Origin of the sequence: Trinickia symbiotica (assembly GCF_002934455.1) — a bacterium.
In the GTDB taxonomy this organism is placed as follows: Bacteria; Pseudomonadota; Gammaproteobacteria; order Burkholderiales; family Burkholderiaceae; genus Trinickia; species Trinickia symbiotica.
In genome coordinates this window covers 242,803-257,293 of record NZ_PTIR01000007.1, presented here as the reverse complement: position 1 = coordinate 257,293, position 14,491 = coordinate 242,803, and the positions used below count along the sequence as shown (strand labels likewise).

The following is a 14,491-nucleotide window of genomic DNA, read 5'->3' as shown; positions in this document are numbered from 1 at the left end:
CGGGCGCGTTACGCCGCCTTGCCTTCAGCCGCCGCGACGACCTTCCGCGCGGCCTCTTCCATGCTGTCCGCCGAGATGATCGGCAGGCCCGATTCGGCGAGCATCTTCTTGCCGAGATCCTCGTTCGTGCCCTTCATGCGCACGACGAGCGGCACTTGCAGGTGCACGGCCTTCGAGGCGGCGATGACGCCTTCGGCGATCACGTCGCAACGCATGATCCCGCCGAAGATGTTCACGAGAATGGCCTTGAGGCCGGGATTCTTCAGCATCAGCTTGAACGCTTCGGTGACCTTCTCCGTCGTGGCGCCACCGCCGACGTCGAGGAAGTTCGCCGGCTCGCCGCCGAACAGCTTGATCGTATCCATCGTCGCCATCGCGAGGCCCGCGCCGTTGACGAGGCAGCCGATGTTACCGTCGAGCGAGATATAAGCGAGGTCAAACTTCGACGCTTCGATCTCGGCCGGATCTTCTTCATCGAGGTCGCGGTAGGCCACGATCTCCGGGTGACGGAAGAGCGCGTTCGAATCGAAGTTGAACTTGGCGTCGAGCGCGATCACCTTGCCGTCGCCCGTGAGGATCAACGGGTTGATTTCGGCCAGCGATGCGTCGGTTTCCCAAAATGCTTTGTAAAGCCCTTGGAGCACCGCGCGCGCTTGCGGCACGGAAGCGTCGGGCACGCCGATCTTCTTGGCGAGCGAATCGGCATCGGCGTCTGCCAGCCCCGCGGCCGGATCGACGAACACCTTGTGGATCGCCTCGGGATTCTTGGCGGCGACCTCTTCGATTTCCATACCGCCTTCGCTCGAGCCCATGACGACGACCTTTTGCGTCACGCGATCGATCACGAGGCCGACATAGAGCTCCTTCTTGATGTCCGCGCCTTCTTCGACGAGCAGACGGTTGACCTTCTGGCCTTCCGGACTCGTCTGGTGCGTGACGAGCTGCATGCCGAGGATCTGGCTCGCGTACTCGCGAACCTGCTCGATCGACTTCGCCACCTTGACGCCGCCGCCCTTGCCGCGGCCGCCCGCGTGAATCTGGGCCTTCACGACCCAGACCGGACCGCCGAGCTCCTCAGCGGCCTTGACCGCGTCATCCACCGAAAACACGGGCTTGCCGCGCGGCACCGCGACGCCGAATTTCCGCAGGATTTCCTTACCCTGGTACTCGTGAATCTTCATGCGTGATTCCCTTCAGTCTGAGAGTTGGATTGAACTTCGTGATGGGCTGATTCGTTCACGCCTGCCGCGTCGGGCAAGCGGGGATGGCGCGCCTATGCGGCGCCGCAATGTCCCATGGGCCATCGTCGCGCTCGAACGCTTGCGCCCGGATAGCACGCCGATGGTGCAAAGGCGGGACGCGGGCGGAAGGAGCGGCATGCTAGGAGAGACGGCTGGAGAAGAAACCGGGGAATTTTAACATAGTGGAAAGCCCGGGTTCCGCCAGGAAAGCGGGGAAGGAAGCGGAAGCAAGCTGGACGAAACGGCGCTTACTCGTCGCCGAGGCCGTCGTCGCCTTTCAGGGTCTGGACGATCGTCGCGCGCGAGAATCCGCGCCCGGCCAGAAAGCGCGCTTGCTTCGCACGCTCTGCCGGCGTTTGCGGCAATTGTCCGTACTTCTTGCGCCAAACCGCTTGTGCACGCGAGAGTTCCGTTTCTCGCAATTGGGCGCCGACCGATTCGATCAACGCATCGTCGACGTCATGGCGGCGCAACTCGCCGACGATCCGGTTCGCGCCCATCCGAGACGCACGGCGATGAACGACGCTTTCCGCGAACCGCGCGTCCGATAGCCACCCTTCCTGCTCGAGCGAATCGATCAATGCGTCGATCGATTCGTGCTCTTCGGCGAACGGCGCCAGCTTGCGAGCGAGTTCGCCACGGCTATATTCGCGCCTCGAAAGGTATCCTAGCGCTCGGGCTTTGAGCGAGCGCCCCGGTCGAGCAGGCCGCTCGCGAACCGTTGCGCCCGCCGCATCGCGGTCCTTGCCCGCCACCGACGCTTACTCCTCTTCGTCGGCTACTTCTGCGCCAGCGCCCGCCGCGGTTGGCATTGTATTGACGCCGAGCGATTCGCGAATGCGATTTTCGATTTCACGGGCGATATCAGGGTTCTCGCGCAGGAATTCGCGCGCATTGTCCTTGCCCTGGCCGATTCGTTCGCCGTTGTAGCTGTACCAGGCACCTGCTTTGTCGACGATCTTCGCCTGCACGCCGAGATCGATGATTTCCCCTTGGCGCGAGATGCCTTCGCCATAGAGGATATCGAAGATCGCTTCGCGGAACGGCGGCGACACCTTGTTCTTGACGACCTTCACGCGCGTTTCGTTGCCGATCACTTCGTCGTTCTTCTTGATCGAGCCGATGCGGCGAATATCGAGCCGCACCGACGCGTAGAACTTCAGCGCGTTGCCGCCCGTCGTCGTTTCCGGATTGCCGAACATCACGCCGATCTTCATGCGGATCTGGTTGATGAAGATGACGAGGCAGTTCGTCCGCTTGATCGTGCCGGTGAGCTTGCGCAGCGCCTGCGACATCAGGCGTGCCTGCAGCCCGGGGAGCGCATCGCCCATTTCTCCTTCGATTTCGGCTTTCGGCACGAGCGCCGCCACCGAGTCGATCACGATCATGTCGATCGAGCCCGAGCGCACGAGCGCATCGGCGATCTCGAGCGCCTGCTCGCCCGTATCGGGCTGCGAGACGAGCAGATCGGAAACGTTCACGCCGAGCTTGGCCGCATATTGAATATCGAGCGCATGCTCGGCATCGATGAATGCCGCCGTGCCGCCGAGCTTCTGCATTTCCGCAATGACTTGCAGCGTCAACGTGGTCTTACCCGACGATTCCGGACCGTAGATCTCCACCACACGCCCGCGCGGCAGGCCACCCACGCCGAGTGCGATATCGAGGCCGAGCGAGCCCGTCGAAACCACCTGAATATCCTCGGCCACTTCGCCATCGCCGAGCCGCATGACCGACCCCTTGCCGAACTGCTTCTCGATCTGCGCAAGCGCGGCGGCGAGCGCCTTGCTCTTTTCCGCAGTCAGTCCAGCCGAGCCTTTCTTGCTTTCTTCCATGAATCGTCCTTTGCTATGATGAGCAGCGTCTCTCGGCGGGCGGCCGACGCCGAGGAAAGGGTCGCGCGGTAGCCCTGGGAAACGCAGACACTGTATAAAAAAACAGGGTTCTTTGCAAGCCCGACGCGTTGCGGATTTGCGTTGCGACAACGAGCGCAGCACGGCGAGACGGGGAAAGCCGCCGGGACGCGGAGCACCGGATTGGAGACAACGGCGCATCGGGCCTTCCCGCCCGCGCCTCTCGCGCACCATGCGAATACTCATTGCCGAAGACGACAGCATACTCGCGGACGGCCTCGTCCGATCACTCCGCCAATCGGGCTATGCCGTCGATCATGTGAAGGGCGGCAGCGAAGCCGACGCGGCGCTCTCGATGCAGACGTTCGATCTCCTGATCCTCGATCTCGGCCTGCCACGCATGTCGGGTCTCGAGGTCCTGCGCCGGCTGCGCGCGCGCAATTCGAACCTGCCCGTGCTGATTCTCACGGCCGCCGACAGCGTCGACGAGCGCGTGAAAGGGCTCGACCTCGGCGCCGACGACTACATGGCCAAGCCGTTTCACCTGAACGAGCTCGAGGCCCGCGTCCGGGCGCTGACGCGGCGCGGCATGGGCGGCGGGCCGACCGTCGTGCGGCACGGCTCGCTCGCGTTCGATCAGGTCGGCCGCGTCGCTTATGTCAACGATCAGGTGGTCGAGCTTTCCGCGCGCGAGCTCGGCGTGCTGGAAGTGCTGCTCCAGCGAATCGGTCGGCTGGTGTCAAAAGAGCAGCTCGTCGACCATCTTTGCGAATGGGGCGAGGAAGTCAGCAACAACGCGATCGAAGTCTACGTGCATCGGCTGCGCAAGAAAATCGAGCCGAGCGGCGTGCGTATCATTACTGTGCGCGGGCTCGGCTACTGCCTCGAAAAGCCCGCGGCCGCCGGCCCGGGGCCGGGGCCTGGGCCGAGTTCGACGGCCGATGTCAGCGCTGCGGCGATCGCGCCCCCGCCCGCGAAGTAGGCAAACCGTGGCCTCGCCCGTTTCCTCGGAGGACGGCGGCACGCCGCGGCCGGTGGGGCCGTCCGACCCGATACGCAAAGCTGCGCCCGCTATCGCGTCGTCTCCCACGCCGTCTTCCTCGACCGCCCCCGCCCGCGCTGCAACGAGCCACGGCGGCCGAGACGATCCGTTCCTGCCGGCCGACGAAGCCGATGCCCCGGAGCCGGGGCGCCCGCGCTCGCTCTTCGGCGAAATTCTCGACTGGATGCTCGCGCCGCTGCTGCTTCTGTGGCCGATGAGCATCGCGGTGACCTATCTCGTCGCCAAGACACTCGCGAACGGCCCGTTCGACCGTGCGCTCGAAACCGACGTCTATGTGCTCGCGCGTCAGATCCATCCCGTGAATGGCGTGGCCGAGCTGTCGCTGCCCGATGCCGCGCGTGACTTTCTCTCAGGCGATAACCCGGACAAGGTGTTCTATCAAGTGCTGGGCGCGCGCGGCGAGCTGGTCGCCGGCGTGCCCGACATGCCGGCGCCGGCCGATGACGACCGTCCGCACCCGGGTATCGTCGAGTTTCGCGATGCGCAACTCCATGGCGATGACATTCGTGTTGCCTATACGACCGTCGAACTTCCCGCCGCGCCGGGCGGGCAAAGCGTGCTCGTCCAGGTTGGCGAGACGCTCGACAAGCGCAGCGCGCTCGCCAACGACATCATCAAAGGCGTGATCCTGCCGCAGTTCGTGATCCTGCCGCTTGCAATCGTGCTCGTCTGGTTCGGCCTTTCGCGAGGGCTGGCCCCGCTGACGGCGCTACAGGCCAATTTGCGCGCGCGCCGGCCTGACGACCTCTCGCCGCTCGAGGCTCGCCGCGCGCCGCCCGAGATCGAGCCGCTCGTCACGTCGTTCAACGAGCTGCTGACGCGCCTCGAACAGAACATCGACCTGCAGAAACGGTTCATTGCAGACGCCGCGCATCAGATGAAAACCCCGCTCGCGGGCCTGCATACGCAGGCCGAGCTCGCGCTGCGGCAGGAAGTCTCGCCCGAAGTGCGGCTCTCGCTCGAGCAGATCGCCGCGAGCGCCGATCAGGCGGCGCGTCTCGTCACGCAGCTGCTCGCGCTCGCGCGCGCGGAGAACCGGATGACAGGGCAGATCTTCACGTCGCTCGAGATCGCGCATCTCGCCCGACTCGCCGTGCGCGACTGGGTACAAGCGGCGCTCGCCAAGGAAATGGACCTCGGCTACGAAGGCCCCGAGGAACCGGTGATCGTGACAGGCAACGCGGTGATGCTGCGCGAAATGCTCTCGAACGTCATCGACAATGCCATCCGCTATACGCCGGCGGGCGGGCGCATTACCGTGCGCGTCGCGCCCGATCGTGCCAAGGGGTTGGTCCTGCTCGAAGTCGAGGACACAGGGCCCGGCATCGCACCGGCCGAACGTCCGAAAGTCGTCGAGCGGTTCTATCGAATACTCGGCCGCGAAGGTGACGGCAGCGGGCTCGGTCTCGCGATCGTCCGTGAAATCGCGACGATGCATGGTGGGACCGTGACGATCGACGATCATGTCTACCAGACGTCGCCGCGCCTCGCCGGCACGCTCGTCCGCGTCAGTTTGCCGCTGCTTGCGGCGGCTCGGGATTTACCCTGAGCGTGGCTCGCCGATTGACTCGAGTTCAATCAGAGGAAGCGGAGATAGAGAAATTTGAGCGTGGATTGATAGCTTTTACCGCAAAAAAGAGCGAAGAAATAAAAAAAGGGGGTCGATCGCAGCCCTCGCCTGCAAAGCGCCCGCGCGTCAGTCCGCAGTAAGTTTGTCTTCCAATAATCGCTGACAAGCGCTGCCGCGCGCGACGGCGGCGCTGTCCCATATCTAAATTGAGGAGACAACACATGGCAACGGTTGGCGGGCATTTGGCGCACGCGCCGATGACAGCCGACGAGAAGCGGGTCATCTTCGCTTCGTCGCTCGGCACGGTTTTCGAGTGGTACGACTTTTACCTCGCCGGCTCGCTGGCGGCGTACATCAGCAAGACCTTCTTCGCGGGAGTCAATCCGACGGCGGCCTTCATTTTCACGCTGCTCGGCTTCGCGGCGGGCTTCGCCGTGCGGCCGTTCGGCGCGCTGGTGTTCGGGCGGCTCGGCGATCTCGTCGGCCGCAAGTACACGTTCCTCATCACGATCACGATCATGGGTATTTCGACGTTCGTCGTCGGCCTACTGCCCGGATATGCGTCGATCGGATTCGCGTCGCCCGTCATCTTCATCGCGATGCGGCTGCTGCAGGGCCTCGCGCTCGGCGGCGAGTACGGCGGCGCGGCGACCTACGTCGCCGAGCATGCGCCCGCCAACCGGCGCGGCTATTACACGTCGTGGATTCAGACGACGGCCACGCTCGGCCTGTTCCTTTCGCTGCTCGTCATCCTCGGCGTGCGGACCTGGGTGGGCGAGGAATCGTTCGGCGCGTGGGCCTGGCGCATTCCGTTCCTGGCATCGCTGATCCTGCTCGGCATTTCCGTCTGGATCCGGCTCCAGCTCAACGAATCGCCGGCGTTCCTGCGGATCAAGAACGAGGGCAAGACGTCGAAGGCGCCGCTCACCGAATCATTCGGCCAGTGGAAGAACCTCAAGATCGTGATTCTCGCGCTCGTGGGGCTGACGGCAGGCCAAGCCGTCGTCTGGTACGCCGGCCAGTTCTACGCCCTCTTCTTCCTGACGCAGACGCTGAAAGTCGACGGCGCCAGCGCGAACATCCTGATTGCGCTCGCGCTGCTCATCGGCACGCCGTTCTTTGTGTTCTTCGGATCGCTGTCCGATCGCATCGGCCGCAAGCCGATCATCATGGCCGGCTGCCTCATCGCCGCGCTGACTTACTTCCCGTTGTTCAAGGCGCTCACGCACTTCGCGAACCCCGCGCTCGAGGCGGCGACGCAGAAATCGCCAATCGTCGTCATCGCGAACCCCGACGAGTGCTCCTTCCAGTTCAACCCTGTCGGCACCGCGAGCTTCACGAGCTCGTGCGACGTCGTCAAGAGCGCGCTGGCGAAAGCAGGTCTGAACTACTCGAATGTGGCCGCACCGGCCGGCACGATCGCGCAGGTGAAGGTCGGGGATACGGTCATCGATTCGTATGACGGCAAAACGCCCGGGGCAAAGGAGAAGGGCGCGGCGTTCACGAAGACGCTCGGCGCGACGCTGAAGAGCGCCGGCTATCCGGCGAAGGCGGATCCGTCGCAGCTCAATTGGCCCATGACGGTCGTGATTCTCGCGTTGCTCGTCATCTACGTGACGATGGTCTATGGGCCGATCGCGGCGATGCTCGTCGAGCTCTTCCCGACGCGGATCCGGTACACGTCGATGTCGCTGCCCTACCACATCGGCAACGGCTGGTTCGGCGGCTTCCTGCCGGCGACGGCGTTCGCGATCGTCGCGGCGAGCGGCAACATCTACTCCGGCCTCTGGTATCCGGTGATCGTCGCGCTGATCACGTTTGTGATCGGCATGCTGTTCGTGCGCGAGACCAAGGACTCGAACATCTATTCGCAGGACTGACACGGGGGCGGCGGCGAGCGGTGCCTGGCGGGCGGCGCGAACTCAGCGCCGTCCGGCCTGGGGGCCCGCCACGAGCGAAGCCCTGTCACGAGCGAAGCCCTTGACAGCATCGGCCGGCGCGGCCATAATTCGCCTTCTTTCGGCGAATTAGCTCAGTCGGTTAGAGCGACGGAATCATAATCCGCAGGTCCGGGGTTCGAGTCCCTGATTCGCCACCAAATCCACGGAAGCCCTTGACCTAACGGTCAAGGGCTTTTGTTTTGGTGGCCCCTATGGCAGGTAGCACAAACCTGCAGCACCTGCCGCTGCGCGGTCGCCGTCGGCGACCACGACGGCGCTGATGCACGTCGCAGGGATGTCCGTAAGCGAGAAGGCGGGCAACACCGACATGGCAAACCTCCCCTCTGCCTCGGCCGCGCGCGGCTTCTACCGCGCGCCGCATTGCGCCTTCTGCGATCGCGATGAGCAGCGTCGACGTCATTAGATCGGATGTCGTTGGCGATTGTCGTTTCGCCACGGCAACGCGCGGCAGCACCTTTATTGATAAATGGGGTCAATAGGTAAAAGCAACCGATGGAAGTCGTCGACCAAGCTCATGGCATTCGGCAATATCGTGTTCGGCGGCGCAGTTGGCGTTGTTGTCGACACGTCTTCAGGCGCTGCCTATGACTATCCGAATCTGATCCTGGTGCGCATGGGCACCAACCCCGTTGTCAGCATTCCTGGCGCAGGGGGAACGGGACACGCGCAGGCGTCCTTGCCGGCCGCGACGTCAGTCAAGGATCCGCCGGCCACCCGGCACTTACAGCCCAGACGCGAAGGGAAGTACCGGGCGGGGGTAGCGACCGTCTGTAGGAATAAGGTACCTCTTGCTTCTTCGCCCGCCACCCATAATAATTATGGGTATGCCGTCCCAAGTTCTACCGTTCAAGCTCAATGACGCAAACCTGCGGCGACTGATCCACGAAGTGGCACGCGATACCGCTCGCGTGTTCTTCGTCCCGCATGCAAAGAAGCGAATGCGGGAACGAAAGATCACGCCAACGCAGGTCTACGATTGCCTGAGAAACGGGCAGGTATCGGAACGCGCGCACGTCAATCTGCATGGCAGCTGGCAGTCACGCTCACCCGACGACATGCCGGCGACGAGGTCACAGTCGTAGCCGCGCTGGAGCGCGATGACCACGATGACTGGGTAGTCGTCATTACCGTTTATTAAGGAAGCCATGTACCACTACACAGAAACAGGGTTGCAGAACGTGTGGCTGGCCAACGGCTATCACGTTCGGAAAACGGCGTATGGCAAAGCCGTCTCCATTGAAGACGCGGACGGCCTTCATCGCGCCATCGGCCGAGCGCTTGCGCGCAAGAGCTATCTCACAGGCGCCGAATTCCGCTTCCTGCGTAAGGAGCTCGATCTCTCGCAACATCGCGCGGCCGACCTGCTAGGCACTTCGGAGCAAACCGTAGCGCTTTGGGAGAAACGAGGCAAGATTCCCAAAACCGCCGACAGGATGTTCCGCGCCATCTACCTGGAGACAGTCGATGGCAACGTGAAGCTGCAGGAATTGATCGAGCGTATCTCGAACCTCGATCGACATGTCGACGAAAAAATGATCTTTCAGGACACGGAGGAAGGCTGGCTGGCGCAAGCCGCTTAAGCGCTCGGCCGTCGTGCCGCCGTCATCAACCGAGCGGCGTCCATGGCCATCCGGTTTTTCCGAGCGGTGAACGCTCCTGCACAGGCGCTGGAGTCGATGGCCCCACTGTTTTCGTATCCGACGTAGAGGTATCGGGAAGCTCCACCCCGAACCAAACGACCTTTTGCCGCATATAGCCGACATACGCGTCCCAACCGTCCGCGCCGCGATCGAACAGTTCGCGCCGGACAGGCAAAGCCAGCGCCGCATGATCGAGCTCGGCGTCGAGCAGCGCCCGCGGCCAATGCCCATATGCGCTCGCCACGCGTTGCGGAAAATCCTTGGCAAGCACGGTAGTCGCCACGTTGCGCAAGAACGGAAAGGCCTGCAACGAGGAGTCGCTCAAAGCGACTCGCGAAACGGGTTCGTCGGGTCGGTCAATCTTCGCGACACCGCTCGCTGCTTCGAGCACATCGCCAAGGTGTAGAAGAAGTTCTCGCCGGTCGAATCGATCATCCACGGTAAGCCTCACTGGTGCATGGCTGGTAGCGCAGGATTCGACAAATCCAAGATCGTGAGCGCCATATCGCGCCGACATCGCTACCAGCTCGATCAGGAGGTGAAAGTTTACCGGCTATCGGCCGACCGAGCGACCAAGCGCGCATCCAAGACGAATCGCGCACGAGGCGCTAACTGCTGCTGCGCTACGGAGCCGCCGAGAACCACGAGCGATAAGATTCACGCAAGTTGTGCAAGATAGGTCCACGGATAAATGCCGCGCGCGTGGCCATCGCTGAATGCGATTTGCACGCCGTAGCCCATCGATCGCAAATCGGTCACCGTGACACCAGGTGCCGCGCGCACCACATCGCCGCCAAGGCGGAGCCGGCGGCATTCGGCGCAAGGACATGCCTCGCGAAGCTGTGCATGGCCGATCGTTCGTTCGTCGCCGTCCGGCCAGCGCAGCGTGAGCACGCCTGCGCCATGGTTTACTCGGACTTCGGACGGCCACTTCATCAGCCGGCACTTTCGATCTGTTGAATCGCGATCCGCGCCGCTTTGCGCACATCGGGATCCGAGTCGTCGAGCGCGTCGTGCAATGCAGCCAGGGCTGTGCGATCCCGCAATTCGCCGAGCGCGAGGGCCGCTTCTTTACGCAGATTGCTGATCGTATGAATCAGCAATGCCTGCAAAGGCCGGACCGCCATGGCATCGCGAAGTTGGCCCAGCGCACGCGCCGCACGCACACGGACCTGCCAATACGCGTCGTCGAGTGCCGCAATGAGCGCGTCGCGCGCAATCGGAGCACGCAATTTGCCGAGCGTGGTCGCCGCTTCCTCGCGCACTTGCCATGCGTCGTCGAGGAGCGCATCGAGAAGCGCCGCAACGACGAAACCGTCCGCGGGCGTCGCAAAGCCAAGCGCGCCGACCGCGGCGCGGCGTACGCCGGCGTCCGCATCGCCGGTGGCCTTCTCAGCCAGCGTCGACAACGCTCGCGCATCCTTGAGCCATCCCAGCACAGCGACGGCCTCGAGCCTGACCGTTGCGGCCTCGTCGGCAAGCGCACGCAGCGCCAGCGCGAAGCTGTCCGCGAAACGCAATTCACGGAGACCACGCAATACAGCCGCCCGTACGAACGGTTCCGGCCGGTCCGCCCATCCGACGAGGACATGCGCGGACGCCGGATCTTTGAGCTCGGAAAGGCTTTGCGCCGCCGCCTCGCGAACGTCGGCATCGGCATCGAGCAACGCCTCGCATAGTGCGGCGATCACGTCGCCCTCCTCCCACGACGCCAGCACGCGCGCCGCCTCGCTGCGCACTTCGGCGGCGTCGTCGTTGCGCAATACGCTGACGAGCGCAGGCAGTAGATCTGCGTCCTCGAGATCGGCAATATCGAGGACCGCAATGCGACGCACGGTGGCGTCCGCATCGGTAAGACGCGCAATCAGCGCCGTCGCTCGAGCGGGCAACGCATCCGCATTCGCGGCAGTAAAAAGTGGAGCAGTCATAATGGATCGGCGAACAAGGTCGAAAGCACGCGCGTGCGATGGGTGAATAGCGGCCGATCGTCAATCCGACTCGCGCAGCAGCGCCAGGCAACGGCGCTTGATGTCGACAAACGCCGCTTCCGTCGTCGACTCGTCGCAGCGCGGGCGCGGCAGCGGCACGGCAATATCGGCGACGATCCGCGCGGGGCGTTGCGACAGCATGACGATGCGATCGCCGAGAAACAGCGCCTCGTCGATGTCGTGCGTGACGAAGACTACGGTCGTCCCGACTTTGGACCAGATGTCGAGCAGCAGTGTCTGCATCCGGCGGCGCGTCTGCGCATCGAGCGCGGCGAACGGTTCGTCCATCAGCAAGATGCGTGGTCGATTGATCAACACGCGCGCGATCTCGACGCGTTGTTGCATGCCGCCCGACAACTGTGCCGGGTAATGCGATTCGAAGCCGGCGAGCCCGACGAGAGCGAGCAATTCGGCTGCCTCGCGCCGCCGCTCGTGCTTGGGCAAACCCTTCATCTTCAGGCCGAAGGCGACGTTGTCGATGACGCGCTTCCATGGAAAAAGCGTGTGCTGCTGAAAGACGAGGCCGCGCTCGGGATGCGGACTGTCGACCCGCACACCGTCGATCGCGATTTCCCCTCCGGTAGCGGCGATGTGACCGGCGATCGCGCCAAGCAACGTCGATTTCCCGCAACCCGACGGTCCGAGCACGCAGACGAATTGTCCGGGCTCGACGTCGAGGTCGAGAGCATCGAGCGCGGCGACTCGCGCGTGCGGCGGCCCGACTTCGATCGTGAGCGCCCGAACGTCGACACGGCCTGGCCCATAGTGAGCGAGAGATTCCGCACTCACTGGCGCGCTCCTCCCAAGCGGTACCACGGCGTCAGCGCTCGTCCGATCCGCTTCACGAGCAGGCTGCTGCTCATGCCGAGTATGCCGATCAGCGCCATGCCGACCACGATATCCGCGTAGTTCTGCAGCGTGTAGGACTCCCACGTGAAATAGCCGATCCCGTACTGGCCGGCAATCATCTCCGCCGTCACGAGGCAGAACCATGCTGTTCCCATGCCGATCGAGAGCCCCGTGAAAATCGCCGGCGCGGCGCCCGGCAGCACGACTTCGGTATAGAGAGCGAGCCGCCGCGTGCCCAGGCTGCGCGCGGTTGCAACCAGGCGGGCATCGATCGCCTCGACTCCATGAACGGTATTGAGCAAAATCGGAAAGAGCGCACCTATGAACGTGATGAACATCATGCTGAGCTCGGACGACGGAAACATCAGCACCGCAAGCGGTATCCACGCAACGGCGGGAATTGGCCGCAGAACTTCGAGCGGCGGCAACAGTGCGTCTTCGAGCACGCGATGACGCCCGATTGCAAGACCGAGTCCGACGCCGACGATGGCGGCGGCACCGAAGCCGGCCAGTACGCGCGTCAGACTGGCCGCCAGGTGCATCGGCAGCTTCGGCGAATGCAGCAGGGCCCACAATGCGGGTATCACGTCGGTCGGCGCCGGCACGCTCCGCATGCTCACGACACCAAGTGAGAGTTCGTAGTGAGCGGCAAGTTGCCATAGGCCAATCGCGAGCGCGAGCGATACGAAACGCACGGCGTTTCGCCGCGTGGCTAGCGCGGGTTTCCGCGGCGCGGCCGCACTTGCGGCGTCCTGTTTCACCGGCGGCATTGGGTCCGGTGAGCGGCGGTCTACATATTCGAGTGTGGCAGCCATGCAGTGTCCGTATCGGTGAAGCGTATGAATCGCGGAATGCCCGTGCGGCGGTATGCGGCCGGTTCAGCGTACCGCGACGGCCTGTGAGCCGCTCCTCGCGGCTGCGTAATCGACTACCGAACCGGATACGCGCCGTGCGTATGCATCGGCCGCGCCCTTGAGCAGGAACGCAGTGACAGTTCCCGTGGCATCCTTCACATACCAGGCTTGATCGGCAAAGAGCTTCAGACCGGTACCGTGGTCCTGCACGTACACCGCGCGGACCTTGGCGCCCGAGCCGAGCTTGCCGAGCGCATCGAACGCCTGCGCGGGTGTCGCGTAGTCGCGCACTTTATCTTCGCCGACGAGCCAGATCTGCGCGACATCGTTGAGATCGCGTATCGGCTTGCCCGTCGCGGCGTCGTTCGCGATGAGCGGCTCTTTCGCATAGTTCTTCAATGCCGCCTCGTAGTCGATGCCCGATTCCTTGAACGCTTCGCGGATATAGCGATCGTCGATGAACGTGTTCACGTCGAGATGGCTGTCCGTCTTCTTCAGCAGCCTCAATGTCTCGATCGCGGTTGCAACCGCTTGCCGGTATTCGGGTTTCCACGTGAGGTCGCGCGTCTGGACGCCGAGCGGACCGTGATAGAGGTAGTCGACAGGTGCCTCGATGCCGGTAACATTCTCGATGAGCAGGCTGTATTTCTCCGGATCCTGCGCGAGCAGGCGATTCGCTTCGAGGGCCGCCCTCAAGTAGGCGACGACGACTTCCGGATACTTTTGCGCGTATGCCGCATCGACGAGCGAGCCGTGGAACGTCGGTGCATGGCTCTGCGCGCCGTCGTAGATCTTCCGCGCGATTCCACGATAGGGAAAGAGGTCGGCGAACGGCACGAAATCGGCATGCGCATCGATCTTCCCGGCTTTCAACGCGCTTCCGGCTACTTCCGGCGCTTGCGTGATGATGTTGACGTCGGTGTCGGGATTCCATCCCTGCGCCTTGATCGCGCGCAGCAGCATGCCGTGCGACGTCGACGCGAACGGCACCGAGATCGTCTTGCCTTTGAGATCGGCGATCGAATGCAGCGGCGAATCGACAGGCACGACGATGCCATTGCCGCTGCCGTCGATGCTGCCTTCGAGCACGGTGATGAAGACGCTCTTCCGGCCGCCCTTCTCGAACGCCGCACCGTTGAGCGTACCCGGAAAGTCGGCCATGACGCCGAAATCGAGCTTGCCGGCGATCATTTCGTTCGTGATCGGCGCGCCCGATGTGAAGTCCTTCCACTGCACGTCGTACCGAGCATCCTTGTATTTCCCGGTATGCGGCAGGTATTTGTCGAGCAGATGCAATTCGCGAATCAGCAGGCCGCCGGCCGCGCAGTTGATCGTCGTATCCTGCGTGCCGATGGCTACACGAATCGTTTCGGCGCGGGCGACGCCTGTCAGCGTCAACAGCAGCAGCGTCGCGAGGATGCGCGATATTCGCTTTCGAATTCTCATCATGGTCAGGGCGTGTCGAATAGGGT

At 63.5% G+C, this 14,491-nt stretch carries 13 protein-coding genes, 1 tRNA gene and 3 pseudogenes; 6 read left to right on the top strand and 11 right to left on the bottom strand.

Annotated features, from left to right (window positions below; translation table 11 throughout):
- Positions 1 to 8: 8 nt before the first annotated feature.
- From sucC to recA, 4 genes and pseudogenes are all read right to left on the bottom strand, one after another.
- Positions 9 to 1,181 carry an ADP-forming succinate--CoA ligase subunit beta gene (gene sucC, locus B0G57_RS13085; RefSeq protein ID WP_018443809.1) on the bottom strand — a complete coding sequence of 391 codons (1,173 nt, stop codon included), beginning with the start codon at positions 1,179 to 1,181 and terminating at the stop codon, positions 9 to 11.
- A gap of 100 nt (positions 1,182 to 1,281) precedes the next feature.
- A pseudogene (locus B0G57_RS32485) lies at positions 1,282 to 1,379 on the bottom strand (DUF2889 domain-containing protein); the annotation flags it as partial.
- A gap of 110 nt (positions 1,380 to 1,489) precedes the next feature.
- A pseudogene (gene recX / locus B0G57_RS13080) lies at positions 1,490 to 1,957 on the bottom strand (recombination regulator RecX); the annotation flags it as partial.
- Between the two features lie 45 nt (positions 1,958 to 2,002).
- Positions 2,003 to 3,076 (bottom strand): recombinase RecA, encoded by a 1,074-nt coding sequence (recA, locus tag B0G57_RS13075; RefSeq protein WP_018443807.1) that lies wholly within the window; start codon positions 3,074 to 3,076, stop codon positions 2,003 to 2,005.
- 250 nt (positions 3,077 to 3,326) lie between these two features.
- Here recA and B0G57_RS13070 point away from each other — a divergent pair, with 250 nt between their 5' ends.
- The 4 genes from B0G57_RS13070 to B0G57_RS13055 all read left to right on the top strand — a co-directional run bounded on the left by B0G57_RS13070 (position 3,327) and on the right by B0G57_RS13055 (position 7,825).
- The gene (locus tag B0G57_RS13070) at positions 3,327 to 4,076 is read left to right on the top strand and encodes a response regulator transcription factor (protein WP_018443806.1); all 750 of its coding nucleotides are present in this window, start codon (positions 3,327 to 3,329) and stop codon (positions 4,074 to 4,076) included.
- Between the two features lie 70 nt (positions 4,077 to 4,146).
- A complete protein-coding gene (locus B0G57_RS13065; protein ID WP_051090137.1) occupies positions 4,147 to 5,706 on the top strand; it encodes a sensor histidine kinase in 1,560 nt (519 codons plus the stop codon).
- Positions 5,707 to 5,948: 242 nt separating this feature from the next.
- Positions 5,949 to 7,607, top strand: coding sequence for an MFS transporter (locus tag B0G57_RS13060; RefSeq protein WP_018443804.1), 1,659 nt, complete (start codon positions 5,949 to 5,951; stop codon positions 7,605 to 7,607).
- A 141-nt stretch (positions 7,608 to 7,748) separates the two neighbouring features.
- Positions 7,749 to 7,825 (top strand) — tRNA-Met (locus tag B0G57_RS13055).
- Positions 7,826 to 7,901: 76 nt separating this feature from the next.
- Here B0G57_RS13055 and B0G57_RS31725 read toward each other — a convergent pair.
- A pseudogene (locus tag B0G57_RS31725) lies at positions 7,902 to 8,133 on the bottom strand (M81 family metallopeptidase); the annotation flags it as partial.
- 379 nt (positions 8,134 to 8,512) lie between these two features.
- Between B0G57_RS31725 and B0G57_RS13040 the strand changes: the two are divergent.
- Both B0G57_RS13040 and B0G57_RS13035 read left to right on the top strand, forming a co-directional pair.
- On the top strand, positions 8,513 to 8,770 hold the full coding sequence (locus B0G57_RS13040; protein ID WP_158256612.1) for a DUF4258 domain-containing protein: 258 nt from the start codon (positions 8,513 to 8,515) through the stop codon (positions 8,768 to 8,770).
- Positions 8,771 to 8,833: 63 nt separating this feature from the next.
- A complete protein-coding gene (locus B0G57_RS13035; RefSeq protein ID WP_018443802.1) occupies positions 8,834 to 9,268 on the top strand; it encodes a helix-turn-helix domain-containing protein in 435 nt (144 codons plus the stop codon).
- Positions 9,269 to 9,293: 25 nt separating this feature from the next.
- Here B0G57_RS13035 and B0G57_RS13030 read toward each other — a convergent pair whose 3' ends face one another.
- The 6 genes from B0G57_RS13030 to B0G57_RS13005 form a co-directional block, all read right to left on the bottom strand.
- Positions 9,294 to 9,653, bottom strand: a complete 360-nt coding sequence (locus B0G57_RS13030; RefSeq protein WP_146013358.1) for a hypothetical protein — start codon at positions 9,651 to 9,653, stop codon at positions 9,294 to 9,296.
- A 332-nt stretch (positions 9,654 to 9,985) separates the two neighbouring features.
- Entirely contained in the window at positions 9,986 to 10,264 is a 279-nt protein-coding gene (locus B0G57_RS13025; protein WP_018443800.1) for a gamma-butyrobetaine hydroxylase-like domain-containing protein, read from the bottom strand.
- Positions 10,264 to 11,256 carry a HEAT repeat domain-containing protein gene (locus tag B0G57_RS13020; RefSeq protein ID WP_018443799.1) on the bottom strand — a complete coding sequence of 331 codons (993 nt, stop codon included), beginning with the start codon at positions 11,254 to 11,256 and terminating at the stop codon, positions 10,264 to 10,266. Before B0G57_RS13020 ends, B0G57_RS13025 begins: the two co-directional genes overlap by 1 nt.
- A gap of 60 nt (positions 11,257 to 11,316) precedes the next feature.
- The gene (locus B0G57_RS13015; protein WP_018443798.1) at positions 11,317 to 12,105 is read right to left on the bottom strand and encodes an ABC transporter ATP-binding protein; all 789 of its coding nucleotides are present in this window, start codon (positions 12,103 to 12,105) and stop codon (positions 11,317 to 11,319) included.
- On the bottom strand, positions 12,102 to 12,935 hold the full coding sequence (locus B0G57_RS13010; protein ID WP_018443797.1) for an ABC transporter permease: 834 nt from the start codon (positions 12,933 to 12,935) through the stop codon (positions 12,102 to 12,104). The genes B0G57_RS13015 and B0G57_RS13010 overlap by 4 nt, the downstream gene beginning before the upstream one ends.
- Positions 12,936 to 13,043: 108 nt before the next feature.
- Positions 13,044 to 14,465 carry an ABC transporter substrate-binding protein gene (locus tag B0G57_RS13005; RefSeq protein WP_026230250.1) on the bottom strand — a complete coding sequence of 474 codons (1,422 nt, stop codon included), beginning with the start codon at positions 14,463 to 14,465 and terminating at the stop codon, positions 13,044 to 13,046.
- Positions 14,466 to 14,491: the final 26 nt, after the last annotated feature.

Bases quoted from the DNA above. Each gene is read 5' to 3' on its own strand.
- sucC (WP_018443809.1), bottom strand. From the start codon at position 1,181: ATGAAGATTCACGAGTACCAGGGTAAGGAAATCCTGCGGAAATTCGGC.
- recA (WP_018443807.1), bottom strand. From the start codon at position 3,076: ATGGAAGAAAGCAAGAAAGGCTCGGCTGGACTGACTGCGGAAAAGAGC.
- B0G57_RS13070 (WP_018443806.1), top strand. From the start codon at position 3,327: ATGCGAATACTCATTGCCGAAGACGACAGCATACTCGCGGACGGCCTC.
- B0G57_RS13060 (WP_018443804.1), top strand. From the start codon at position 5,949: ATGGCAACGGTTGGCGGGCATTTGGCGCACGCGCCGATGACAGCCGAC.
- B0G57_RS13040 (WP_158256612.1), top strand. From the start codon at position 8,513: ATGCCGTCCCAAGTTCTACCGTTCAAGCTCAATGACGCAAACCTGCGG.
- B0G57_RS13035 (WP_018443802.1), top strand. From the start codon at position 8,834: ATGTACCACTACACAGAAACAGGGTTGCAGAACGTGTGGCTGGCCAAC.
- B0G57_RS13025 (WP_018443800.1), bottom strand. From the start codon at position 10,264: ATGAAGTGGCCGTCCGAAGTCCGAGTAAACCATGGCGCAGGCGTGCTC.
- B0G57_RS13020 (WP_018443799.1), bottom strand. From the start codon at position 11,256: ATGACTGCTCCACTTTTTACTGCCGCGAATGCGGATGCGTTGCCCGCT.
- B0G57_RS13010 (WP_018443797.1), bottom strand. From the start codon at position 12,935: ATGCCGCCGGTGAAACAGGACGCCGCAAGTGCGGCCGCGCCGCGGAAA.
- B0G57_RS13005 (WP_026230250.1), bottom strand. From the start codon at position 14,465: ATGAGAATTCGAAAGCGAATATCGCGCATCCTCGCGACGCTGCTGCTG.